Annotated in this window: 22 protein-coding genes; 11 read left to right on the top strand and 11 right to left on the bottom strand. The window is 33.2% G+C overall.

The window, feature by feature from the left end:
• Positions 1–190 precede the first annotated feature (190 nt).
• Together QLQ96_RS12075 and QLQ96_RS12080 are read right to left on the bottom strand one after the other, a co-directional pair.
• On the bottom strand, positions 191–769 hold the full coding sequence (locus QLQ96_RS12075; RefSeq protein WP_482490784.1) for a non-canonical purine NTP diphosphatase: 579 nt from the start codon (positions 767–769) through the stop codon (positions 191–193).
• Positions 735–1,160, bottom strand: a complete 426-nt coding sequence (locus tag QLQ96_RS12080) for a ribosomal maturation YjgA family protein (RefSeq protein WP_482490786.1) — start codon at positions 1,158–1,160, stop codon at positions 735–737. Before QLQ96_RS12080 ends, QLQ96_RS12075 begins: the two co-directional genes overlap by 35 nt.
• A 97-nt stretch (positions 1,161–1,257) precedes the next feature.
• Between QLQ96_RS12080 and QLQ96_RS12085 the strand changes: the two genes are divergently transcribed.
• Positions 1,258–2,436, top strand: coding sequence for a glycoside hydrolase family 88 protein (locus QLQ96_RS12085; protein WP_482490787.1), 1,179 nt, complete (start codon positions 1,258–1,260; stop codon positions 2,434–2,436).
• Positions 2,437–2,442: 6 nt separating this feature from the next.
• The gene (locus QLQ96_RS12090; protein WP_482490789.1) at positions 2,443–2,853 is read left to right on the top strand and encodes a hypothetical protein; all 411 of its coding nucleotides are present in this window, start codon (positions 2,443–2,445) and stop codon (positions 2,851–2,853) included.
• Between the two features lie 61 nt (positions 2,854–2,914).
• Here the strand turns inward: QLQ96_RS12090 and QLQ96_RS12095 are convergent, their stop codons facing one another.
• From QLQ96_RS12095 to QLQ96_RS12110, 4 genes are all read right to left on the bottom strand, one after another.
• Positions 2,915–3,781, bottom strand: coding sequence for an IS3 family transposase (locus tag QLQ96_RS12095; RefSeq protein WP_482490791.1), 867 nt, complete (start codon positions 3,779–3,781; stop codon positions 2,915–2,917).
• Entirely contained in the window at positions 3,781–4,215 is a 435-nt protein-coding gene (locus tag QLQ96_RS12100) for a transposase (protein WP_482490792.1), read from the bottom strand. Before QLQ96_RS12100 ends, QLQ96_RS12095 begins: the two co-directional genes overlap by 1 nt.
• Positions 4,216–4,298: 83 nt before the next feature.
• Positions 4,299–5,813, bottom strand: a complete 1,515-nt coding sequence (locus QLQ96_RS12105) for an FMN-binding glutamate synthase family protein (RefSeq protein WP_482490793.1) — start codon at positions 5,811–5,813, stop codon at positions 4,299–4,301.
• 36 nt (positions 5,814–5,849) lie between these two features.
• A complete protein-coding gene (locus tag QLQ96_RS12110) occupies positions 5,850–6,629 on the bottom strand; it encodes an NYN domain-containing protein (RefSeq protein WP_482490795.1) in 780 nt (259 codons plus the stop codon).
• Positions 6,630–6,829: 200 nt separating this feature from the next.
• On the opposite strand from QLQ96_RS12110, the gene QLQ96_RS12115 reads away from it, so the two are divergent.
• The 5 genes from QLQ96_RS12115 to QLQ96_RS12135 all read left to right on the top strand — a co-directional run bounded on the left by QLQ96_RS12115 (position 6,830) and on the right by QLQ96_RS12135 (position 12,327).
• On the top strand, positions 6,830–7,279 hold the full coding sequence (locus QLQ96_RS12115) for an RrF2 family transcriptional regulator (protein WP_482490797.1): 450 nt from the start codon (positions 6,830–6,832) through the stop codon (positions 7,277–7,279).
• Positions 7,280–7,301: 22 nt separating this feature from the next.
• Positions 7,302–7,829: an azurin gene (azu, locus tag QLQ96_RS12120; protein ID WP_482490799.1), complete on the top strand. Its 528-nt coding sequence runs from the start codon at positions 7,302–7,304 to the stop codon at positions 7,827–7,829.
• A 92-nt stretch (positions 7,830–7,921) separates the two neighbouring features.
• Positions 7,922–10,156, top strand: coding sequence for a nitric-oxide reductase large subunit (locus tag QLQ96_RS12125; RefSeq protein ID WP_482490801.1), 2,235 nt, complete (start codon positions 7,922–7,924; stop codon positions 10,154–10,156).
• A 27-nt stretch (positions 10,157–10,183) separates the two neighbouring features.
• Positions 10,184–10,915 (top strand): iron-sulfur cluster repair di-iron protein, encoded by a 732-nt coding sequence (ric, locus tag QLQ96_RS12130; RefSeq protein WP_482490803.1) that lies wholly within the window; start codon positions 10,184–10,186, stop codon positions 10,913–10,915.
• A 173-nt stretch (positions 10,916–11,088) separates the two neighbouring features.
• Positions 11,089–12,327 carry a hypothetical protein gene (locus QLQ96_RS12135; protein WP_482490804.1) on the top strand — a complete coding sequence of 413 codons (1,239 nt, stop codon included), beginning with the start codon at positions 11,089–11,091 and terminating at the stop codon, positions 12,325–12,327.
• Between the two features lie 314 nt (positions 12,328–12,641).
• Here the strand turns inward: QLQ96_RS12135 and QLQ96_RS12140 are convergent, their stop codons facing one another.
• The 3 genes from QLQ96_RS12140 to nirK are packed head-to-tail and all read right to left on the bottom strand — an operon-like array spanning position 12,642 to position 15,496.
• A complete protein-coding gene (locus tag QLQ96_RS12140; RefSeq protein ID WP_482490806.1) occupies positions 12,642–13,238 on the bottom strand; it encodes an SCO family protein in 597 nt (198 codons plus the stop codon).
• 16 nt (positions 13,239–13,254) lie between these two features.
• Entirely contained in the window at positions 13,255–14,034 is a 780-nt protein-coding gene (locus QLQ96_RS12145) for a formylglycine-generating enzyme family protein (RefSeq protein ID WP_482490808.1), read from the bottom strand.
• A 16-nt stretch (positions 14,035–14,050) separates the two neighbouring features.
• Positions 14,051–15,496 carry a copper-containing nitrite reductase gene (gene nirK / locus QLQ96_RS12150; RefSeq protein ID WP_482490810.1) on the bottom strand — a complete coding sequence of 482 codons (1,446 nt, stop codon included), beginning with the start codon at positions 15,494–15,496 and terminating at the stop codon, positions 14,051–14,053.
• A 277-nt stretch (positions 15,497–15,773) separates the two neighbouring features.
• On the opposite strand from nirK, the gene capB reads away from it, so the two are divergent.
• Positions 15,774–17,036, top strand: a complete 1,263-nt coding sequence (gene capB / locus QLQ96_RS12155; protein WP_482490812.1) for a cysteate-C-fatty acyltransferase — start codon at positions 15,774–15,776, stop codon at positions 17,034–17,036.
• 123 nt (positions 17,037–17,159) lie between these two features.
• Complete coding sequence (locus QLQ96_RS12160; RefSeq protein WP_482490813.1) at positions 17,160–17,648, top strand: hypothetical protein; 489 nt, start codon at positions 17,160–17,162, stop codon at positions 17,646–17,648.
• 133 nt (positions 17,649–17,781) lie between these two features.
• Here the strand turns inward: QLQ96_RS12160 and QLQ96_RS12165 are convergent, their stop codons facing one another.
• Complete coding sequence (locus QLQ96_RS12165) at positions 17,782–18,900, bottom strand: GTP cyclohydrolase (protein WP_482490814.1); 1,119 nt, start codon at positions 18,898–18,900, stop codon at positions 17,782–17,784.
• A 42-nt stretch (positions 18,901–18,942) separates the two neighbouring features.
• Positions 18,943–19,914 (bottom strand): transporter, encoded by a 972-nt coding sequence (locus QLQ96_RS12170; protein ID WP_482490816.1) that lies wholly within the window; start codon positions 19,912–19,914, stop codon positions 18,943–18,945.
• Between the two features lie 124 nt (positions 19,915–20,038).
• Here QLQ96_RS12170 and QLQ96_RS12175 point away from each other — a divergent pair, with 124 nt between their 5' ends.
• Both QLQ96_RS12175 and QLQ96_RS12180 read left to right on the top strand, forming a co-directional pair.
• A complete protein-coding gene (locus tag QLQ96_RS12175) occupies positions 20,039–20,332 on the top strand; it encodes a DUF4834 family protein (RefSeq protein ID WP_482490818.1) in 294 nt (97 codons plus the stop codon).
• A 49-nt stretch (positions 20,333–20,381) separates the two neighbouring features.
• Positions 20,382–22,820 carry a YfhO family protein gene (locus tag QLQ96_RS12180; protein WP_482490820.1) on the top strand — a complete coding sequence of 813 codons (2,439 nt, stop codon included), beginning with the start codon at positions 20,382–20,384 and terminating at the stop codon, positions 22,818–22,820.

Consider the following 22,820-nt stretch of genomic DNA (forward strand, 5'->3'; position numbering starts at 1 on the left):
TAGGGTGCAAAATTACAGTTAATTATTCAGATAAACTAATGCAAATTTAAGATTTATGTATTTGTTATGATTTGATTATCAAAAAGTTACAATTTCATTAAAATGATTTTTTATCTTAAACCTTCAAAATCAACAAAAAATACGTCTTGAAATGTAAAATTTAGAACTTAAAATGTTGTATTTGAAACAATTATTTTGTGGTGTTCAGAAAATCAATCAGTTGCTTTACTGCTTTTCCGCGATGACCGATAGTGTTTTTGGTTTCTAATGGCAGTTCTGCAAAGGTTTTATCAAAATTTTCAGGTTTAAAAATAGGATCGTAACCAAATCCGTTTGTTCCAGTTTTTGTATGTGTAATATCTCCTTTTGCAATTCCAGTAAATGAAAACTGTTTTCCGTTTAGGTTTAAAGTTATTACGGTTTTGAACTGCGCGCTGCGATTTTCTTCATCTTTTAAAGCCGCTAAAAGCTTATCCATGTTGTCATCTGCATTTTTTTGCTCGCCAGCATATCGTGCCGAATATACTCCAGGTTCTCCATTTAAGGCATGGACTTCTAGACCTGTATCATCTGCAAAGCAATCGTAACCATATTTTTGAGTTACATAATCGGCTTTTAAAATGGCATTTCCTTCAATAGTATCAGCAGTTTCTGGAATGTCTTCCAAACAATTAATGTCTTCCAAACTTAATATTTTGATGCTTTCAGGAAGCATGCTTTGAATTTCTGCAATTTTATTTTTGTTGTTTGATGCGAAAACGAGATTCATGATTATAATATTTTAAAAATGATTTTTCAATAATAAAGGCAATTGCAATTCCGAATGTGTAAGCAAGAATGTCAGACCATAAAAAGCCTTGTCCTAATACATATTTGCCAAAAAGCGTTTTTCTAAGTTCAAGAATCCATTTGCCTTGATAAAGCTGCAAAAACTCAATACAATAACAAATAAAAAGAGAAAGTAGTATAATGATGATAAACTTTTTTGCAGGAAAAAAAACGCGAACCAGAAAGTAAATCATTACCGCATAAAGAAAATCACCAATCCATAAAGGTATAAAAGAGATTTTTCTTGAAAGTATTCCTAAGAAAATAATGCTGAGAAAAATTAAGAAATAGTATATTCTTGCTTTGTTCAAAATAGTTTTTTGCTGTAACAATTGTACATTTTTAGTCCAACAAAAATACAAAGATTCAAATACATTTGGTTTATTTTATAAATTTATCAGTTCAATTAACTATCTATCAAAATAACCCATGAAGGCAAAATTTTTCACACTGATTGCTGCTTTGTTTTTTTTAGGAAACCAAAGCTATTCTCAAAAAGGCAATTCGTTTAATATTAAAAAGCAATTGGATTATTGCGCAGAACAAGCTTCAAAAACGCTAGAAGTAATTCCGAACGACGGAACTTCTCCAAGAACAGTTCCAAACGGAAGCAAAGAATGGAAATTTGTTGGTTACAAAGATTGGACAAGCGGATTTTGGCCAGGTGAATTGTGGTTTTTGTATGAAGCAACCAAAGATAAAAAATGGGAAAAAGAAGCGGATAAATTCAGTCGTTTTTTAACTCCTTTATCAGTTAGCAAAGCTGGAGATCATGATTTAGGATTTCAAGTTTTTAATAGTTTTGGAAACGGATATCGTTTAACAAAAAATCCAGAATACAAAGAAATCATTCTAAAAACTGCCGATACACTTGCAACGCTTTTTAACCCGAAAGTCGGAACAATTCAATCTTGGCCTCACAATAAAATGGGCGGTCACAATACGATTATTGATAATATGATGAATTTGGAGCTTTTGTTTTGGGCTTCAAAAAACGGAGGAAATAAAAAACTATATGATATTGCTGTAAAACATGCCGAAACTACAATGGCAAATCATTTTAGACCAGACAATACTTCTTATCACGTAATTATTTACGATTTTGAGACTGGGAAAAAGATAAAAGGAAGAACAGCGCAAGGTTATAGCGATGATAGTATGTGGGCGCGCGGACAAGCGTGGGCTATTTATGGTTTTACAATGACTTACAGAGAAACAAAAGACATTAAGTTTTTAGATTTTGCTCATAAATTAGCTCGTGTTTATTTGGATAAATTGACGACAGAAGATTTGATTCCGTATTGGGATTTTAATGCTCCAAATATTCCAAATGAACCCAGAGATGCTTCTGCGGCGGCAATTGTTTCTTCGGCACTTTTAGAATTAAGTTCTTATACGAAAGACAAGAATTTAAAAGCTGAATATTTGGCAAAAGCCAAAAAGATGATTGTTTCGCTTTCAGATCATTATCAAAGTCACGATGTGAATTCGGCGTTTTTGTTGCATTCAACAGGACATAAACCTGCAGGAAGTGAGATCGATTGTTCTATAAATTACGCAGATTATTACTACCTTGAAGCACTTTTAAGACTTCAAAAACTAAAATAAAAGATTATGCTAAAGAAAATAACCCAAATCGCCTTTGCAATAATGATGATGTTAATGCTTGCGAGCTGTAAAAATACCAAACAAAAACTTCAAGAGTATGTTGTTACGTACAATAAGACTATTGCGCCGAGCTTTAGAGCTGAAAATGTAACGCTTACAACGGCAAGAGGTTATATTAATGATAATAAAATAGAATTGCGTTTTGAAACTCATTTAGATCAAAACGAAGGCAATAAATTAGCTTCTTCTATATCATTTGTAAGGATGATTAGATCGATGATTGAAAAAGATCAGATTCCAAGACAGTTAATAGAAGAAGGAGTTCAATTTGATGTTTACTTTTTAGCTGATGACAATACTGTTTTAGATAAGGAGGTACTCACGGGAGAATCTCTTAAATATATTTTAAAACAATAAATTGGGTTTTATTTGACTAGTCCTAAATAATCGATACAGATTATTAGACAAATATATTTAATTAAACACCTGTAATATTTTTTATTGCGGGTGTTTTTCTTTTATAAGTTCTCATCTTTACTACACTTTGTTGATGCATTTGACTTGGAGTGAGCATATAATTGGAATAATGTGGTCTTTTGTTATTATAAATGTCAATTGCATTTTTTACTAAAACCTTTATTACATCAAGTTTTAGATTAAACTTGTCAATATTAAATTCTTGTTTTAAAATTCCATTTATTCTCTCAGCTACTGCATTCTCATAGGGATCGGAATTTTCTGTCATACTGCATTTTATATTGTTTTTATGTAATAGTTTTTGATATTGATCAGAACAATATTGTATTCCTCTATCTGAATGATGTATTAATGTTTTGCCTCTATCTCTGCGTTTTTTTATTGCATTTTTTAAAGCTGTTAAACTACTATGAGCATTCATATTATCTGCGACATTAAAACCCATTATTCGTTTAGAGTAAGCATCAGTTATTAGACTTAAATAACATGGATTCTCTTTTTTTCCAATATAGGTTATGTCTGATACCCAGACTTGCTCCGGCCTGCAGATCTGTAGCTCTAATATTTGATTTTGATGTTTTCTAAATCTATGATGAGAGTTTGTTGTTATATGATAAGAACGTTTTGGCATTATCAGTAAATGATTTGCTCTAAGTATATCTATAAATTTATCTCGGCCTATTTTAAGTTGATTCAACTCGCTTTTTAAAAGGTAATACAGTTTTCTTGCTCCAATTCGAGGCATTGTATTTCTAATTTTCAAAACCATATTAACAACTTCTGAAGCCAAAAGCTTCCTGGAGTTACTTTTTTTTACTCGACGATAATAAACCTGCCGGTCAATCCCGAACAAAGTACAGGCAAACATTATTGTTTGTTGGTGTTCTTTTTTAAAATGGTCGATTGTTCGGGTGGTGAGTTTTTTCGAATGTCAATTTGATATTCTTTTTCTGCTATATCAATCATCATATCGAAAATAATAGCTTTTTTATCAGCGACGAAAGCCTGCTGTTCTAAAAATGCTTTTTGTTTTTCTAACAACTTCACTTTGGCTTCAAGTTCCATTATTTTCTGTTCAGGAGATTTTTGCATAATAGAAGGTGTTTGATTGTCCCAATCAAAGTTACCAAATTTTCGCAGCCACTGAACAATTGTTGAACGGGATTGAATAGCATAATCTTTTTTAACTTGAGTAATTGAGGTTCTTCCTTGTTCTATTTCTTGAACAATTTGAAGTTTAAAAGACATACTGTAATCTTTCTGGGTGCGCTTAATATATCGCAATTCTTGATCTTTTTCCATAATGATACTTTTTGTGTATCGCTATTTCAGGACAAGACAATTCTTAGATAAAAAAAATCCTCTTCATCTGAAGAGGATTTTTTTTATGAAAACTGAGTAACGTTTTTCAAATTATCTGGGAAATACTGATCAGATAAATTGGCAAATTCGTCACCACGCATAAAAATATTGATATCGACATCAGCAAAACTGCTTTTTCCTGCGGCGGCCAATAATTCATTTGCAGCATGAAGCGTGTTTTTATGGAAGTGATAAACTCTTTCAGACTTATCTGTAACTACCAAGCCTTTCATCAGCATTTTATTTTGGGTAGCTACTCCAGTCGGACATTCGTTATTATGACAGCGTAAAGCCTGAATACAACCTAAAGAAAACATAAATCCTCTCGCGCTGTTACACATATCTGCACCCAATGCAATCGCGTGCAAGATAGAATAGCCAGAAATAATTTTTCCGCTTCCGATAATGCGCATTTTATCGCGAATGCCTAAACGAACCAAAGTTTGATTCACAAAAATTAAAGCTGGCTCAAACGGCATTCCGACACCATCAGCAAATTCTAGCGGAGCGGCTCCAGTTCCTCCTTCAGCACCATCAACGGTAATGAAATCTGGATAAATATCTTCATTAATCATTTCTTGACAGATAGCTTCAAATTCTGCGGTATTTCCAATGCATAATTTAAATCCAATTGGTTTTCCGTTAGATAAATCGCGTAATTGTTTTATAAAACGAATTAATCCTTTCCCATCAGAAAAAGCATGATGTCCAGGAGGAGAAAGAATCATAGTATGCGGTACAACACCTCTAATTTTAGCAATCTGTTCTGTATTTTTCTTAGCTGGAAGAACACCTCCATGACCAGGTTTTGCCCCTTGAGAAAGTTTAATTTCGATCATTTTTACATTTGGAAGATTGGCTTTTTCTTTGAAGTTTTCAGGACTGAAATTTCCTTCTGCATCACGGCATCCAAAATATCCCGTTCCAATTTGCCACGTAATATCACCGCCGCCAGCAAGATGATATTCTGTCAAGCCACCTTCTCCTGTATTTTGATAAAAATTTCCTTTTTGTGCTCCAATGTTAATCGCACGAACCGCATTCTCGCTTAAAGAACCAAAACTCATTGCCGAAACATTAAATAAAGAAGCAGAATAAGGCTGTTTGCAATCTTTTCCGCCCACTAAAACGCGAGGCAATTCTTCGTTTACTTTTGCTGGAAAAATAGAATGTTTTATTCCTTCGTAACTTTCTGTATTTAAGTTTAATTGTGTTCCGAAAGGCGTGCTCGAATCAATATTTTTCGCTCTTTGATAAACTAATGAGCGCTGATTTCTAGAAAAAGGTTTTCCGTCTGTCGATTTTTCAATAAAATATTGCTGGATTTCTGGAGCAATCATTTCAAATAAATATCTGAAATAACCCAAAACAGGAAAGTTTCGTAAAATAGCATGTTTTTCTTGAATGGCATTATAGATTCCAACAACCAACAATATAGGTAGAATAATAACTAATAAAAATCCGCGTTCGGTGTAATAATAGATTGCGGCAACAAGCAGAAACACTAAGAATCCGTATATAAAGAATTTTTTTCTCATGTTTTAAAAAAATTAAATAGGTAATAAATGCGATAATTAGTTGAATCTTAGACGAACATAAACGTGTTTGATTCCTTTTTTATCTGACTCTCTTTCATCAATTTCCAAAATATCAGTCAATGATTTTAGCATCGGAGTAAGTTTAGAATAACCATAATTTCGAGGATCGAATTCTGGTTTTTTCTTTACAATTAAATTTCCGACATCTCCAAGAAATGCCCATCCATCATCATCTTCAATGTCTTCGATTGTAGCTTCAATTAGTTCGATAGTTTGTTTGTCAATTTTATGGAGTGCTTTTTCTGCAGGTTTTTCAACCGGTTTTTTGGTATCGGCTGCAACAGTTTTTGGTTTTTTCTTCTGAGTTGCTCCATCCAAAACCTCAATATAAATGAAACGGTCGCAGGCTACAATAAATGAGTTTGGTGTTTTCTTTTCTCCAATTCCAATCACTTTCATCCCTGATTCGCGAAGTCTTATGGCAAGTCTGGTAAAATCGCTATCGCTAGAAACAATGCAAAATCCGTCTAGTTTTCCAGAATAAAGTAAATCCATTGCATCGATAATCAAAGCTGAGTCTGAGGAATTTTTTCCAACGGTATAACTATATTGCTGAATAGGAGTAATAGCATGTTCCAATAAAACACCTTTCCAGCCATTTGCATTTGGTTTTGTCCAGTCGGCATAAATCCTTTTCGTGGTTGGCGTTCCCAGTTTAGCGATTTCTTCCATCATGCCTTTTACATTGCTGTAGGGCACGTTATCCGCATCAATAAGAACTGCCAGTTTTAAATCTTTTGAATTGCTTAAAGGCATTATTTTAATATTTGAAATTAAATACTCTCAAAGTTAAAATTAAAATTGGTTTTTCTGAGAATCGAACGATGAATAAGTGTTTTAACGAACATTAATTAGTTTCATTATAAATAAGATTCTACGCTTTAAAAATTAATTAAAGATAAATTTGTCTTTTATGTAAAGTCTCTATATCTTTGTATGGAATTAATAAAGGATCTATGTTTTCAAAAGCGTGCGAATACGGAATAAGAGCTTCAATATTTATTGCGACCAAATCTTCTAAAGGAATTAGAGTCGGAATAAAAGATGTTGCGAAAGAAATTGATTCGCCAGAACCATTTACAGCCAAGATTATGCAGATTTTAACCAAAAATGGAATCATACATTCAGCAAAAGGAGTAGGAGGCGGTTTTGAAGTTTCTCCAGAAGCATCCAAATCCATAAAATTGATTCAGATTGTCGATGCAATTGACGGAAACAAAATTTACAGCGGCTGCGGAATCGGATTAAAAGAATGCTCAGAAGCGCATCCTTGTCCAGTTCATCACGAGTTTAAGAAAATACGAGGACTGCTTTTAGAAATGTTAACTAAAACAACTTTAGAACAGCTTGCTTCAGACGTAAAATCGGGCGATTTCTTTTTAAAAACATTAAACATAAACGATTAACAAATAATAAATTATCTAAAAAATGAATACAAAAACCAAATTTTCAATACTAATCCTAATGGGATTTTTAGCAGTCACTTCTTGCGGTAAAAAAGAAACAGCTCCTGCTGATCAAACAGAAACTACTGAGCCATCTACAGAAGGAGAAGCAGCGCCAGTTACACCAGCAGCTGAAGAAAATGTACTAGTTATTGAAGGAAATGACCAAATGCAGTTTAGTGCAAATGAGTTGAAAGCTGTTGCAGGAAAACCAATCAAATTGACTTTGAAACACGTTGGTAAAATTCCGAAAGAAGCAATGGGACACAATTTAGTGATTTTACAAGAAGGAACAGATCAAGCGGCTTTCGCTTTAAAAGCAAATGACGCAAAAGCAACTGATTATATTCCAGAATCTGAAAAAGCTTCAATTATAGCACACACTAAATTAATTGGTGGCGGAGAAGAAGATACAATCGAGTTTACAATTGATAAAAAAGGATCTTACCATTTTATTTGCTCTTTCCCTGGTCACGTTGCCATGATGAAAGGTGTATTAATTGTTGAGTAAATAATTCAAAAGCTCCAAATGCTGTAATTAGATTTGGAGTTTTTTTAAAAACTAATAAAAGATAAAATTATCTTTTATTAAATGAAAAAAAAATGAAAAGAGAGAAAAAATTATGGATAGTTTTTGCATTGGTAATGAGTATATCATTTGCAGTGCTTGGTTATTATGGTTACGAGATCTATCAGCAGGCACCACCAGTTCCGAAAGAAATTGTAACCGATTCTGGAAAAGTTGTTTTTAGCGAAAGCGAAATAAAAGACGGACAAAACATCTGGCAAAGTATAGGAGGCCAGGAAGTAGGATCTATCTGGGGACACGGCGCCTATGTGGCCCCAGACTGGACCGCAGATTGGTTGCACAGAGAGGCAGTTTTTATACTGGATATTTATGCCCAAAAAGATTTTAATAAAAAATATGAAGAATTAGATGCTGAGAAACAATCAGCATTGAAGATTCGTTTGCAAAACGACGTTAGAACCAATCGGTACGATGCAGATAATGGAGTTCTTACCATTTCTGAAAACCGTTTGGCGGCGATTGAACATTTAAGTGAATATTATAAAGGTCTTTTTACGAATGATCCGAAATTTGATAAACTGAGAGAAGAATATGCCATTCCGAAAAACTCTATTACAGATGTTGAAAGAATGCATAAAATGAATGCCTTTTTCTTCTGGGCGACTTGGGCGACAGTAACCAATCGTCCTGACGGAAATATTTCATACACGCACAACTGGCCTTCAGATGAATTGGTTGGAAATGTAGCGACAACAGAACTTTTAGCTTGGTCTGGAGTTAGTATTATTTTATTGATTTTAAGTGTTGGAATCTTAGTTTTCTATCACGCAAAATCGGGTGAGGAAGAAGAATTTCCGCTTCCAAAAGAAGATCCGATTATCAAGCAAGGAAAAACCAAATCTATGGGATTGGTAACCAAATATTTCTGGATTGTGAGTTTGCTGATGATTTTACAAATGGTTTTCGGAATCATCACAGCGCATTATGGAGTAGAAGGAAATGGTTTGTATGGAATTCCAATTGATAAAATTCTGCCTTACGCCGTAACACGTACATGGCACACACAGTTAGCGATTTTCTGGATTGCAACAGCTTGGCTGGCAACAGGATTGTATATTGCTCCTGCGGTTTCAGGTAAAGATCCTAAATTCCAACGCTTTGGTATCAACTTCTTGTTTGTTGCGCTTTTGATTATCGTTTTAGGATCAATGGTTGGACAATGGTTCGGAGTAATGCAAAAACTGAATTTAGTGCAAAACTTCTGGTTTGGACATCAAGGTTATGAATACGTTGATTTAGGTCGTTTCTGGCAGATTTTCCTTTTAGTTGGACTGTTTTTATGGTTGGCTTTAATGATTCGTCCGTTACTTCCAGTTTTAAAGAAAAAAACAGAAGAGAAAAACCTAATCATTTTGTTCCTAGTTTCTTGTACTGCAATTGCAATGTTCTACGGAGCAGGATTAATGTGGGGAAGACAAACCAATTTAGCAATCGCCGAATATTGGAGATGGTGGGTAGTTCACCTTTGGGTTGAAGGTTTCTTCGAAGTATTTGCAACAGTTGTAATTGCGTTCTTATTTGTTCGTTTGGGATTATTAAAAACGAAAACAGCGACTTTAAATGTGCTTTTTGCTACAATTATATTCATGGCTGGAGGTATTTTAGGAACGTTTCACCACTTGTATTTCTCTGGAACACCAACAGCAATTATGGCTTTGGGAGCAACGTTCAGTGCATTAGAAGTTGTGCCTTTAACTTTAATCGGATTTGAAGCGTATCAAAACTATAAAATCTCAAAATCAACGCAATGGATTGCCGATTACAAATGGCCGATTTATTTCATGATTTCTGTTGCTTTTTGGAATTTTCTTGGAGCCGGAATCTTCGGATTCATCATTAATCCGCCAATTGCGCTTTATTATGTGCAAGGTTTAAATACAACACCTTTACACGGACACACGGCTTTATTTGGAGTTTACGGAATGTTAGGAATTGGTTTGGTGTTGTTTGTTCTAAGAAGTTTATATCGAAATGTAAGCTGGAATAACAAACTGCTTAAAATCACTTTCTGGTCTTTAAATATTGGTTTATTTCTAATGGCAATTCTAAGCCTTCTTCCAATTGGAGTTTGGCAAGCAATTGAAAGCATCAATCACGGAATGTGGTACGCTCGTTCATCAGAATTAATGCAACAGCCAACGATGATTACTTTAAAATGGCTTCGTGCAATCGGAGATTCAATTTTCGGAATCGGATTTATAACAATGGCTTGGTTTGTATTTGAACTGACATTAAAAAACAAAAAATAAAACACACAAAATATAAAATAGATTATCATGGAAAATTTAAAAAACAAAACAATCGGATCTTTTGTAGCTGAGGATTTTAGAACAGCTGCGGTATTCTCAAAATATAGAATTGATTTTTGCTGTAAAGGAAACCGAACAGTTACTGAAGTTTGCGATAAACAAAATATTGATGCCGATATTTTATTAGAAAATGTGCTTCAGGTTGTACAATCAGAAAATGGAGGAACGATCGATTTTAATTCTTGGCCTTTAGATTTATTGGCAGATTATATTGAGAAAACACATCACCGTTATGTAGAGGAAAAAACAAATGTTTTGCTTCCGTTTTTGGATAAATTATGCAAAGTGCATGGAGCAAATCATCCAGAATTATTTAAAATAAACGAATTGTTTATTGGCTGTGCAGGCGAATTGTCTCAGCACATGAAAAAAGAAGAATTGGTTTTATTTCCTTTTGTAAAAAGAATGGTAAAAACGAAAGAATCTGACGGAATTTTATCTCAACCCTCTTTCGGAACGGTTTCAAATCCGATTGCGATGATGATGCACGAGCATGATAATGAAGGCGAACGCTTTAGAGAAATTGCTGCTTTGACCGATAATTATACTCCGCCAGCAGATGCTTGTACAACGTACAGAGTGACTTTTGCGATGCTGAAAGAGTTTGAAGCAGATTTGCACAAACACATTCATTTGGAAAACAATATTTTATTTCCAAAAGCTGTGATTTTAGAAAAAGACTTTGTTGAAGTAGAATAAAGGTTAATTTTAATAGTGGAAAAAGCACCGATAAAATATCTAAACATGATAATTATCGGTGTTTTTTATATGATTCAAATTTTAAAACCATATGAGTTATATAAGTTCATTTAAATCAAACTTATAATTTGTTATATGACTTATATGGTTTAATTTTTCTATATCTTTAAAATATGAATTCACAAAAAAGCTGGATACTTTGCTGTTTTTTTAATTTTCTGATTGCCTGTGTTTTCGGATTGTTAATGCGGTTTATGTATCTCTTTCCTTTAGATTTTCTAAACTACAGTTTTCTGCTTCATGCGCACTCGCACGTGGCTATGTTAGGTTGGGTTTATATGATCGTTTTTGTTTTGATTGTTCATTTTTTTATTCCAAAAGAGAAAAGCCAGAAACCTATTTACAACCGTTTGTTTTGGCTGACAGAGTTTTCGGTAATCGGAATGATGATTGCTTTCCCAATTCAAGGATATGCTTTGTTTTCGATTGTTTTCTCAACGATGCATATTTTACTGAGCTATGTTTTTTGCCGTTTGGTTTGGAAAGACGGTTTAAGAGATCAATCTCCTTCGCAAAGACTTTTGTTGGTTTCAATTCTGTTTATGATTTTATCGACTTTCGGAGTTTGGTGTCTTGGCCCAGCCGTAAGCACTTTAGGAAAACAAAGTGCTTTCTATCAAATTGCGATTCAGTTTTTTCTTCATTTTCAATTTAATGGCTGGTTTATCTTGGCGATTTTGGCTTTGTTTTTAAAACAATTTCAAGATAAAATTGATGAGGTAAAGTTTAAGAAGTTTTACTTTTTGATGATTGTTTCTACGCTTTTAACGGTTTGTTTTCCAGTTCGCTGGTTCATCGAAAAAGATATTTTAAGCTATATTAATGCTTTGGGAGTTTTGCTTCAATTGGGCGCTTTTATTTATTTCTATAAAATGCTAAAGCCTCAAATTCATCATTTCAAAAGCACTTTAGATAAAACAACAAAAATAGTTTACAGTTTGGCTTTGTGTTCTTTATTTTTGAAAGTCGGAATTCAATTACTAACCATTTTTCCAAATTTAGCTGAAGTTTCACATCAAATCAGAAATTTTGTAATCGGATTTATTCATTTAACGACTTTAGGAATCATAACCGGATTTTTGTTTGGAATTCTACTTCAAAATAAAATGCTTTCTGCCAATTCTTCAACATTAAAAATAGGAGTGAAGTGTTTTATTTCAGGATATATTTTGACGGAAGTTTTGTTGTTTCTACAAGGTTGGTTTTTCTTTTTTGGAGAAGGAAGTATTCCAGGATATTTTCAAAGCATTTTGATTTTTAGTTTGTTTTTAATTTTGGGATTGATTTTAATTATGTTATCAATGATAAAATTAAAGTTTGATGATTTAGAAAATAAATTAATGATTAAGTAAAAAGTCCCAGAGGGACGGCATATTTATAGAAAAATAAGATAAGTAGAAACAAAGCTCCAGCGGAGCGAAATATTTATAGAAAATGTTTTAATAAAGAGTAAAGAGCCCCAGCGGGGTGAAATATTTATCAATTTATGATGTTTTTTAATATGTCGATCCGCTTGAGCTTTAAAACTTCACGTATAATGTTATCTATAAATATTTCGCTTCTCCGAAGCTTTACAATGTTTCTTTTTAACTTATTATAAATAAAAAAAACAAGAGTCGATCATAAATCTGCTCTTGTTTCTTACTAATTAACCTATTTAAAATATCTATATTTTCCCTGCTTCCATATTTATTGTTTCAATTGTTTTATCATTATTTACACCAAGACCTTCCTGTTGAAAAACTAGTTCGCCTTCAGGATTGAAAACACTGATTATGTTCGAATGTGAAAAATCTATCGGAGAGATTTTTTTATAATTTACCGCTAAAACTGCTGCAAATTCACGAGTGTTTTCTTCTGTTGAACGAAGGAAAATCCAAGGATCTTGATTCATTTTATTTTCAATGGCGAATGATTTTAATCTTTCAGGTGTGTCTGTATTCGGATCTATACTGACCAAAATCAACTTGACATGTTGTTTTGTTTGTTTCTCCAATTTTAATTCAATATCACGCATATCGGCAACCAATCTCGGGCAAGCCGATTTACAACTGGTATAAATCATAACCATTACCAGAACATTACCTCTTAGGCTTTTCAATTCAATGTCTTTGCCATCCTGATTTGTCCATTTTGAAGGAAGATTGTAAATCGATAAATCGCTGATTTCCTTTTTTGTTTCTGCTTTGACTTCTTTTTTATCTGCTTCTTTACAGCTGTAAAATGAGAATAAGAGAAGAAAAGCAATTGCTATTTTTTTCATTGTAAACTAATTTAAATTAGATTTTTGGTTTTGTTGTGCTGGCGCATCTAAATCCAAGATTTCTTGTAGAATATTGTGCTTTCAAACTTCCGCGAAAAGCGTAACGCATAAAAGCGGCATAATCCATCAGGTCAGATGCATTTACTGATCCGCTTCCGCAAAAGAGGTTTTTATCAGTGCTTTTGTCTTTTCTAGATTCTCCCGATAAAAAAATGCTGTTAAAGTCAGAAGTCCATTCCCAAACTAAACCGTGCATGTCATAAACTCCCCAATAATTCTTGAAAGTTTTTCCAATTTCATTTTCGTACGTTTTCGATTTCTCGTACCAAGACAAAATGTATTCGTTGAATTCTTTCTTGGTTCTAGCGTCAATTTTTTTGGTATCTGCCATTGCTACATATTCCCATTCCTCCATTGTTGCTAACCGTTTTCCTTCGCATTCGCAATATTTTTTTGCGGCAAACCAGGAAACGCTTGTAACTGGCGAATTGGGTTTTGCATTTCCAAAATCAAAATCAGTTGACCAATATGACAAATAGCTTTTATCAGCAAAAATTCCCTTAATTTTTGATTTTTGATAGGAAGGATTTTTTTTGACAAATTCTAAAAATTCACGATTTGTAACGGGATAAATATCAATGTAAAAGGAATTTACTTCAACAGGTTTTTTAGAAACGGCTCCATAAAGAGGGACAAAAGATCCCTCTTTTATGAAAACCATTCCTTTTTCTTGAGCTTTCATGACACTAACCGCAGAGAAAAAGAGAATTGTAAGTATGAAAATGTATTTTTTCATGCTAGAAGTTTTGCTGTTATCTTAATGCTTTAACCATTTCTGGTGTAATTTCTGTTTTATTATTTCCCCAACTGTTATAAATGTAGGTTAGAACATTCGCGATTTCATCATCAGATAAATTCTGAGCTGGCATTACGTTGTTGTATTTTTTTCCGTTAACGGTTACTTCTCCAGTTAAACCATGAAGGATCGTATTAATAGCACGTTTAGAATCTGCGTTTAAATAATCTGATTTTGCCAAAGGAGGGAAAGTGCTCGGAATTCCTTGCCCTTCAGATTGGTGGCAAGCAAAACAAGTTGTTCCGAAAATTTCTTTACCAATTTTAACTTTCTCTTCAACAGTACGTTTTGGGACTGCAACTTTTGCCGTTGAAGTTCCAGGCATTTTCTGGATTGTACCACCTTCGGGCAAATAAATACCTTCCTGAATAGTTCCTGAGTAAATGTTTTTATTTTCTTTTCCTTCAACTTTAAGCATTCCCAAAGCTCCTTTATTGAATGCTCTAAAAATAGAGTGATCCACCAAAATGAAAGTCCCAGGAGTTTCAACTTTAAAATCTACAATAGCAGCGCCACCAGCAGGAATTAAAGTAGTTTGAACATTTTTATTTACAGTGCTTCCGCCTTCAACATGTACGCTGTCAAAAATTTCTCCAATAACGTGGAAAGAAGAAACCAAATTTGGTCCACCATTTCCAACATACAAACGAACCGTTTCACCTACTTTTGCTGTTAATTCGCCACCATTTGTTAAAGAGCCAACTTTTCCATTAAAAACAACATAATCAGGAGTTTCTTTTACCGCTTTATTCATATCAAACGGCTGTAAACCTTTTGCTCCATATTCACCTTGAGTGTAAAAATCACCCTGCATTACGTAGTATTCTTTGTCAACAGGAGGAAGTCCGCCTTCTGGTTCAACCAAAATCAATCCGTACATACCGTTTGCAATGTGCATTCCGACAGGCGCAGTAGCACAGTGATAGACGTACAATCCAGGATTTATAACTTTAAAGCTGAAAACTTTTTCATGCCCAGGAGCTACAAGAGATGAGGTTGCACCACCTCCTGGACCAGTTACGGCATGCAAATCGATATTATGTGGTAATTTGTTATCGGGATGGTTTTTTAAGTGAAATTCTACTTCATCACCAACACGAGTTCTGATAAAACTTCCCGGAACAGAACCTCCAAATGTCCAATACGTATATTTTACACCATCAGTCATTGTGCCTTCTTGCTCTTTGATTTCCATGTTGAGCTTCAGTTTCATAGCTGTTCTGTTTCCAACTGGTTTTGGAACATGAGGAGGTGATGTAAGTTCTGCATTCATTTCACCTTCAGTCATGATGTCTGCATAATCTTTCGCTTCATTTTTTTTACAGCTTCCCAAGATGAGGAGCATGCAAAATGCACATAAAAGAGCATTTAGTTTGCTTGTAATTTTGTTGATCTTTTTCATAATTCATTGATTTTGTTTTAGTTGTAATCTATTTAAAAGGGATTTAAATTATTATTCAAATATAAAAGACAATGTTGTCTTTTATTATGATAAAAATCATGTTAGATATTGAAATAGAGGATTAAATTGCATTTTGTAAGATTATTTTAAGAGTTATAGCCTATTAAAAATAATCTTTGGAATATTTTTCAATAAAAATAATTGAGGCTCTTCATTTTAAATTAATAATGATTATTTTTGCTCGCTGATAAAGTAAAAATAATTACTACAATATATTATGGTAAAAGATTTATTCGAAAGAATCCAGAACAATAAAGGGCCATTAGGAAAATGGGCTTCTCAAGCTGAGGGGTATTTTGTATTCCCGAAATTAGAAGGAGAACTTGGTCCAAGAATGCAATTTGGCGGGAAAAATATTTTAAACTGGAGTATTAATGACTATTTAGGTCTTGCAAATCATCCAGAAGTGCGTAAGGCAGATATTGAAGCAGCAGAACAATACGGTGCAGCTTATCCGATGGGAGCTCGTATGATGTCTGGTCACACAAAATATCATGAGCAATTAGAAAATGAATTGGCTGCTTTTGTAATGAAAGAATCTGCTTATTTGTTAAATTTTGGTTATCAGGGAATGGTTTCTACGATCGATGCCTTAGTAACAAAAAATGATATAATTGTTTACGACGTTGATTCACATGCTTGTATCATTGATGGAGTTCGTTTGCACATGGGTAAACGTTTTACTTACAAACACAATGACCTTGAAAGTATGGAGAAAAACCTGCAGCGTGCTACAAAAATGGCACTTGAAACTGGAGGAGGAATCTTGTTTATTACTGAAGGTGTTTTTGGAATGCGCGGTCAACAAGGGAAATTAAAAGAAATTGTTGCTCTTAAAGAAAAATACAACTTTAGACTATTAGTTGATGATGCGCACGGTTTTGGTACTCTTGGAAAAACAGGAGCTGGAGCAGGTGAGGAGCAAGGAGTTCAGGACGGTATTGATGTATACTTTTCTACTTTTGCTAAATCAATGGCGAATATCGGAGCGTTTTTAGCAGGAGATAAAGATATTATTGATTATTTGAAATACAATTTACGTTCACAAATGTTTGCAAAAGCATTACCGATGATTCAAACAATTGGATCTTTAAAACGTTTAGAATTGTTGCGTAATAACCCAGGATTGAAAGATAAACTTTGGGAAAATGTAAATGCTTTACAAAATGGTTTGCGTGAGAGAAATTTCAATATTGGAGATACAAATACTTGTGTAACACCAGTTTATTTAGAAGGAAGTGTTCCAGAAGCGATGGTTATGGTAAATGATTTAAGAGAAAACTACGGTATTTTCTTGTCTATTGTAATTTATCCAGTAATTCCAAAAGGAATTATTTTGCTAAGAATGATTCCAACTACATCTCATACTATTGCTGACATTGACGAAACATTAATTGCTTTTGAAGCTATTCGTGAGAAATTAGAAAACGGAACTTACAAAGAAATTGCAAGCAGAACTAAAGTAGATTTAGATGCTTAATTGCTTATAAAATAAAGCCCTTTAATATGGGAATTATGTAAAAAAATCCATTCGTTATGCGAATGGATTTTTTTTTATTTGAAGTAACTTTATTTCATAATCACAAAATAAAAATAAAGAATTATGAAAAAAATACTAACACTAACAGCGGTGCTTGCATTGTCTATTTTTACATCTTGTAAAAAAGAAACAACGACAACAGAGCCGGTACAGATTACACCAAGTCCGCCAAAAGAAGCTGAAATTGTAGAACCTGCAGGAGATCAATGTTATGCTTGGAAATCAAACGGAAGTGTGATCGAAATGAGTTTTAACGTTAATTCTCACCAAGAAGTAAACGGAAAACTAAGCTACAATTTGGTAGGAAAAGATAAAAATGAAGGAACCTTAATCGGAAACATGAAAGGCGATACTTTAATTGCTGATTATACTTTTAATTCAGAAGGAGTTTCATCTGTTAGAGAGGTTGCCTTTCTGCAAAAAGACGGAACTTTTATTGAAGGATACGGCGATGTAGTAACTGCAAATGATAAAGCTTCTTTTAAAGATAAATCAAAATTAAAATTTGATCAAAAAAATACTTTGGTAAAAGTAGATTGTAAAGTAGAGTAATATCTGTTTTATATAAATGAAAAATCCATTCGTTTTGGGGGCGAATGGATTTTTTTATGGATTATTTTTAATTTAAGTTCAAACAGTTAACCGTTTCACATTGAAAACTGAGACTGCGACTGAAAACTTAAACTTAAAGATTCTTCAAATAAGTCTTTCTTTGACAGTGAATAATTGGATCAAAGTTTTTCCAAAGCAAATGGATCGCATTATTTTCCAATAATTCTGGAGTTCTAATGCAATTTCTAATTCCTTTTTCTGTGAAAGTTTTGTAATATTCATCAAAAATAAGTGCTGTCACACCTTTGTTTTGATAATCAGGATGAACTCCGATAAGGTAAAAAACGACATCCTTGCTATGTTTTTTAGCCTTTAATAATTGCAGAAAACCAAAAGGAAATAATTTCCCTTTTATTTTTTGCAATGCTTCAGTAAAACTTGGCATTACAATACTAAAAGCTACTAAATTATCATCTTTATCAACTACAAACTTTATATATTCAGGATTTATAAAACTGATGTATTTCTTTTTAAAATATTCTTTCTGAACATCTGAAATTGCTACAAACGAAGCTAATTTTTCGTAAGATTCATTAAACAAATCGAACATTTTGTCTACGTGAGGCATAATGTCTTTTGTTTTTGTAAAATTCAGTGACTTAAGTTCGTAACGTTTTTTAATTAAAGTCACGGCCTTTTGAAAAAATTCTGGCTTTACGTTTGAAAAAGGAAATATACTTTCGATATATTGTTTTTCTACCTGAAAGCCTAATTCTTCAAAATGTCTTACATAATATTCGTGGTTGTACCAAGTGATCATTGTACCAACTTGATCAAAACCTTCGGTAAGAACGCCAACTTTATCTAAATTCGAAAATCCCATTGGACCTTCAGCATGCTCTAAATTGTGTTTTCTTCCTAATTCATAAACTTTTTTAAGCAGTGCTTTCGTAACTTCAATATCATCAATTACATCAAACCATCCAAAACGTACTTTTCTCTTGTGCTGATTGTTAACTTCAGACCAATTGATAATGGCAGTAATTCGCCCAACAATTTTATTGTCTCTATAAGCTAAATAGAAATAAGCTTCTGCATTGTCAAACGCAGGATTTTTGGTTTTGTCAAAAGATTCCAATTCGTCTGAAATAATTGGTGGCACCCAATACGGATTATCCTTATATAATGAAAAAGGAAATTTGATGTATTCGGTTAATTCTTTCTTGCTTTTGGCTTCTTTAATTGTAATCATTAAGGTGGTATTGAGAGTCTTAAGGCTCTGGTTATTTATGCGTTATTCGTATTTAGCTTTACGTTTTCTTTCTTTTTCCTGATAATCAACTTTTGGATCCTTGTTGTCATCATTCTTTTTTGCTCTGTCTGCTGTTTTATTGGCAACTTGTTTTTCTTTGTACCATCCGTCATAACGCCATGATACTCCAACTCCGCCATATAAAACAGAAGGTGTGTTTTTGAAATTCGTACTTATAGAAGCGTCAACTTGCATGTTGGAAGACAGCAAAAAAGCAGCTCCAGTACGAAGAATCGAATCGCTATAAAAATCGCTTTTATATCCTTGATTTTCAATAAAACCAGACCATCTATCATTAAATCCGTGCGTCAAAGTTAATACATATCCGTAACTTGGATAGTCAGTTCCAATATAATCTGCAATAATATTGGTTACAAATACCCAAGATCCACCTCCTAAAAGGTTTTGTGTGATCAACGAAACTTTAGGAGAAATTGCTCCATCGGGAGAAAAATAATAAGGATTATTTGCTCCAACAAAATTAGCTCCTGCAAAAACAGAAACAGCCGGAATCAATTCGCGCCATTGAAAGTTACGATTGGCTTTATAGCTATAAATGTTTACTTCTCTTTTATAATTTTTATAAGGATCGTAAATAAGATATTTTGCTCCTAAGACTGTTTGCCTGAAATTGTTCTTTTTGTAACTTGTGTACGGAGTGTCAAAATTCTCTGTTTGATATTGTAAATCTAGAACAAATTCTAATTGTTCTAGAAAAGCTCCGTATCTAACGGTTAAATCTGTACCAAATCCGGTGGCATCATAATCTAATAAATCGTGTTTTTCTTTAATACCATATACACCTAATTCGGCTTGAATTACAGATTTTCCGACAGCATAAGCTGACATGGTTTCTCCAGGGCGGTTGGAATTAATAACGTCGGTATATTGCGCAAAAAACAGTTGTGGAATAAAAAAAAGTACTGGGGCAAGTAAGTTTTTAATTTTGAACATATAATTTTTATTGGGGTTAAAAAATAATAACGCATTTCAAATGTACATATTTTATTATTTATTTAAGATTCATATTTTATTTTTAAAGAATGGATTTATTAATTTTGGAAAAAAATATATAGTTATGCAAGAAGCATCATTTTCAGGTTTGTTTAAGACCATCATGTGGGTTATAGCTTTTTATTACATTTTTAAATTTTTAGCTAGAATCTTTTTGCCAGTATTGGTTAAAAAGGCGGTAGAAAATGCTAGTGAAAATTTTCAAAGACAACAACAGCAATATAATCAAGGCAATACGTATAAGAACAATCGCAATACAAATAATAATGATGAAATAATCATTAATACTGCTAATGCTAAAAATCCGCGCGAAACCAAAAAAGTGGGAGAGTATGTCGATTACGAAGAAATAGATTAGATTTGTGTCCTGAAAATTTAGGATTCATTTTAACCCAAACTAGCCAAAATTGAAAATAGTAAATAAGTTCTATCCGCATGCCCTTGTTATCTTGGGCTTTATTTTTGTTTCATTAATTTATTTTTATCCAGTTCTACAAGGAAAACAAATTTTCCAGTCTGATATTGCTCAATACACCGGAATGGCAAAAGAGCAAAATGACTTTAGAGCAGTAGAAAATGCTGAGCCTTATTGGACAAACTCTGCTTTTGGAGGGATGCCAACGTATCAGTTAGGAGCAAATTATCCGAACGATTTTATTGGGAAAGTAGATGACGTATTGCGTTTTCTTCCGCGTCCTGCAGATTACTTATTTTTATATTTCCTTGGTTTTTACGGCTTATTATTGGTTTTAAAAACAGATCCGTTAAAAGCTTTTATCGGTTCGATTGCGTTTGGTTTTTCAACTTACATGATTATCATTTTAGGAGTTGGTCATAACGCCAAAGCACACGCCATTGCCTATATGCCTTTGGTAATTGCTGGTTTTATACTCGTTTTTCAGAAGAAATACATTAAAGGAGGTTTGCTCACAATGTTTGCAGTAGCATTAGAAATTGGTGCAAATCACTTCCAAATGACCTATTATTTATTGATTTTCTTATTGATACTTTCGGGTTATTACGCTTATAATTTTATCAAAGAAAAAGATTTTAAAGGACTTTTAATTTCTTGTGGAGTTTTATTAGTTGCTGGAATTTTTGCTTTAGGTGCCAATGCTGGTAATTTAATGGCAACAAATGAATATGCTAAATACAGTATCAGAGATAAAAGCGAGCTGACTTTTAACCCAGACGGATCTAAAAATGAAACGACTGCATCGATGACTACAGACTATATTACAGAATATAGTTATGGTATTGCAGAAAGTTTGAATTTAATTGCTCCAAGAATATTTGGAGGTTCAAGCCACGAGAATGTTGGTCCAGACAGCCGTATGTATGCGTTTATGGTTGAGCAGGGAGTTCCTGAATCTCAAGCTCAGGATTTTGTTTCCGGAATGCCAACTTATTGGGGAGATCAGCCAATTGTTTCGGCGCCAGCTTATATTGGAGCCGTAGTTTTCTTCTTGGCAGTTTTAGCTTTATTTATAGACGAAAGAAAAATCAAATATGTTTTCCTTGGAGGAGCGCTTTTCACTTTAGTGCTTTCTTGGGGTAAAAACTTCTCCTTGTTGACAAACTTTTTTATCGAATATGTTCCTTTATACGATAAATTTAGAGCCGTTTCTTCGATTCAGGTAATTTTAGAATTATGTTTTCCTGTCTTAGCTGTTATGGGATTACAGTCATTCTTTAAAGCTAAAGACGAACCAAAATTACAGCAGAAAGCTTTAGTGCAAACAGGAATATTTGGTTTAGGAGTTCTTGTTATTTTATTAATAGCAAAAAGCTTCTTCCATTTTACAGGAACAAGCGATCAATATTTCTTAGAAAGTTACGGGCCAGGTTTCGTTGATGCTTTAAAAGAAGATAGAATGACGATGTATTACGCTGATATATTGCGATCTGGATTCTTAATTGTAGTGACTTTTGTTATATTATGGCTTTTTATTAAAAGCAAATTATCTCAAACTACAACATTAATCATTATTGGAATTGTAATGATTTTTGATTTGTTTTTTGTGGATAAAAAATACGTTTCTGCTAAAGATTTCGTTAGTCCAGTTCAAATTGCTGCGCCTTTCCAAGAAACGCAAGCAGATACTCAGATATTGAAAGATACTTCAGTTTACCGTGTATTTGATCTTCAAGGACAATTGCAAGGAAGATCTTCATATTTTCATAAAACTATTGGTGGTTATAGTGCTGTAAGACCTAGAAGAATGCAGCAATTGTATGATTATCAAATTGCTAAAAACAATTTAGAAGTGCTTAATATGCTTAATGTTAAGTATGTAATTCAAGTGGATAAAGACGGAAACCAAATTCCTGCTGTTAATCCAGATGCAAACGGTAATGCTTGGTTTGTAAGCTCTGTAAAACTGGTAAATAAACCAGATGATGTAATGAAAGCGTTGAATACTTTAGATACTAAAAAGGTTGCAGTTTTCAATGTTCATGAGCATGAAACTAAATTTCAAAATGCTCGAATGAAGAAAGCTTTTGATACAACAGGAACGATTAAAGTTGTTACGTATAAGCCAAATTACATCAAATACAAATCAGAAAACAAAGGAGACGGTTTAGCAGTTTTCTCTGAAATGTATTATAAAAATGGTTGGAACGCTTATATAGACGGTAAATTAACAGATCATTTCCCTGTTGATTATGTTTTAAGGGCAATGGAAGTTCCTGCTGGAAAACATACTATTGAATTTAAATTCGAACCTCAAATTATCAAGACTGGAGGAACAATTACTTTAATAAGTTCAATTGGAATGTTATTGCTTTTAGCTGGAGGAATTTATTTTGAAAGTAAAAATTCTAGTAAGAAAAAAGAAGCCTAG

It is taken from the genome of Flavobacterium sp. B167r (assembly GCF_056824315.1).

What these genes read in the sequence shown, in the direction of transcription:
- QLQ96_RS12075 (WP_482490784.1), bottom strand. Translation starts at nt 769, where the DNA reads ATGAATCTCGTTTTCGCATCAAACAACAAAAATAAAATTGCAGAAATT.
- QLQ96_RS12085 (WP_482490787.1), top strand. Translation starts at nt 1,258, where the DNA reads ATGAAGGCAAAATTTTTCACACTGATTGCTGCTTTGTTTTTTTTAGGA.
- QLQ96_RS12090 (WP_482490789.1), top strand. Translation starts at nt 2,443, where the DNA reads ATGCTAAAGAAAATAACCCAAATCGCCTTTGCAATAATGATGATGTTA.
- QLQ96_RS12095 (WP_482490791.1), bottom strand. Translation starts at nt 3,781, where the DNA reads ATGTTTGCCTGTACTTTGTTCGGGATTGACCGGCAGGTTTATTATCGT.
- QLQ96_RS12100 (WP_482490792.1), bottom strand. Translation starts at nt 4,215, where the DNA reads ATGGAAAAAGATCAAGAATTGCGATATATTAAGCGCACCCAGAAAGAT.
- QLQ96_RS12105 (WP_482490793.1), bottom strand. Translation starts at nt 5,813, where the DNA reads ATGAGAAAAAAATTCTTTATATACGGATTCTTAGTGTTTCTGCTTGTT.
- QLQ96_RS12110 (WP_482490795.1), bottom strand. Translation starts at nt 6,629, where the DNA reads ATGCCTTTAAGCAATTCAAAAGATTTAAAACTGGCAGTTCTTATTGAT.
- QLQ96_RS12115 (WP_482490797.1), top strand. Translation starts at nt 6,830, where the DNA reads ATGTTTTCAAAAGCGTGCGAATACGGAATAAGAGCTTCAATATTTATT.
- azu (WP_482490799.1), top strand. Translation starts at nt 7,302, where the DNA reads ATGAATACAAAAACCAAATTTTCAATACTAATCCTAATGGGATTTTTA.
- QLQ96_RS12125 (WP_482490801.1), top strand. Translation starts at nt 7,922, where the DNA reads ATGAAAAGAGAGAAAAAATTATGGATAGTTTTTGCATTGGTAATGAGT.
- ric (WP_482490803.1), top strand. Translation starts at nt 10,184, where the DNA reads ATGGAAAATTTAAAAAACAAAACAATCGGATCTTTTGTAGCTGAGGAT.
- QLQ96_RS12135 (WP_482490804.1), top strand. Translation starts at nt 11,089, where the DNA reads ATGAATTCACAAAAAAGCTGGATACTTTGCTGTTTTTTTAATTTTCTG.
- QLQ96_RS12140 (WP_482490806.1), bottom strand. Translation starts at nt 13,238, where the DNA reads ATGAAAAAAATAGCAATTGCTTTTCTTCTCTTATTCTCATTTTACAGC.
- QLQ96_RS12145 (WP_482490808.1), bottom strand. Translation starts at nt 14,034, where the DNA reads ATGAAAAAATACATTTTCATACTTACAATTCTCTTTTTCTCTGCGGTT.
- nirK (WP_482490810.1), bottom strand. Translation starts at nt 15,496, where the DNA reads ATGAAAAAGATCAACAAAATTACAAGCAAACTAAATGCTCTTTTATGT.
- capB (WP_482490812.1), top strand. Translation starts at nt 15,774, where the DNA reads ATGGTAAAAGATTTATTCGAAAGAATCCAGAACAATAAAGGGCCATTA.
- QLQ96_RS12160 (WP_482490813.1), top strand. Translation starts at nt 17,160, where the DNA reads ATGAAAAAAATACTAACACTAACAGCGGTGCTTGCATTGTCTATTTTT.
- QLQ96_RS12165 (WP_482490814.1), bottom strand. Translation starts at nt 18,900, where the DNA reads ATGATTACAATTAAAGAAGCCAAAAGCAAGAAAGAATTAACCGAATAC.
- QLQ96_RS12170 (WP_482490816.1), bottom strand. Translation starts at nt 19,914, where the DNA reads ATGTTCAAAATTAAAAACTTACTTGCCCCAGTACTTTTTTTTATTCCA.
- QLQ96_RS12175 (WP_482490818.1), top strand. Translation starts at nt 20,039, where the DNA reads ATGCAAGAAGCATCATTTTCAGGTTTGTTTAAGACCATCATGTGGGTT.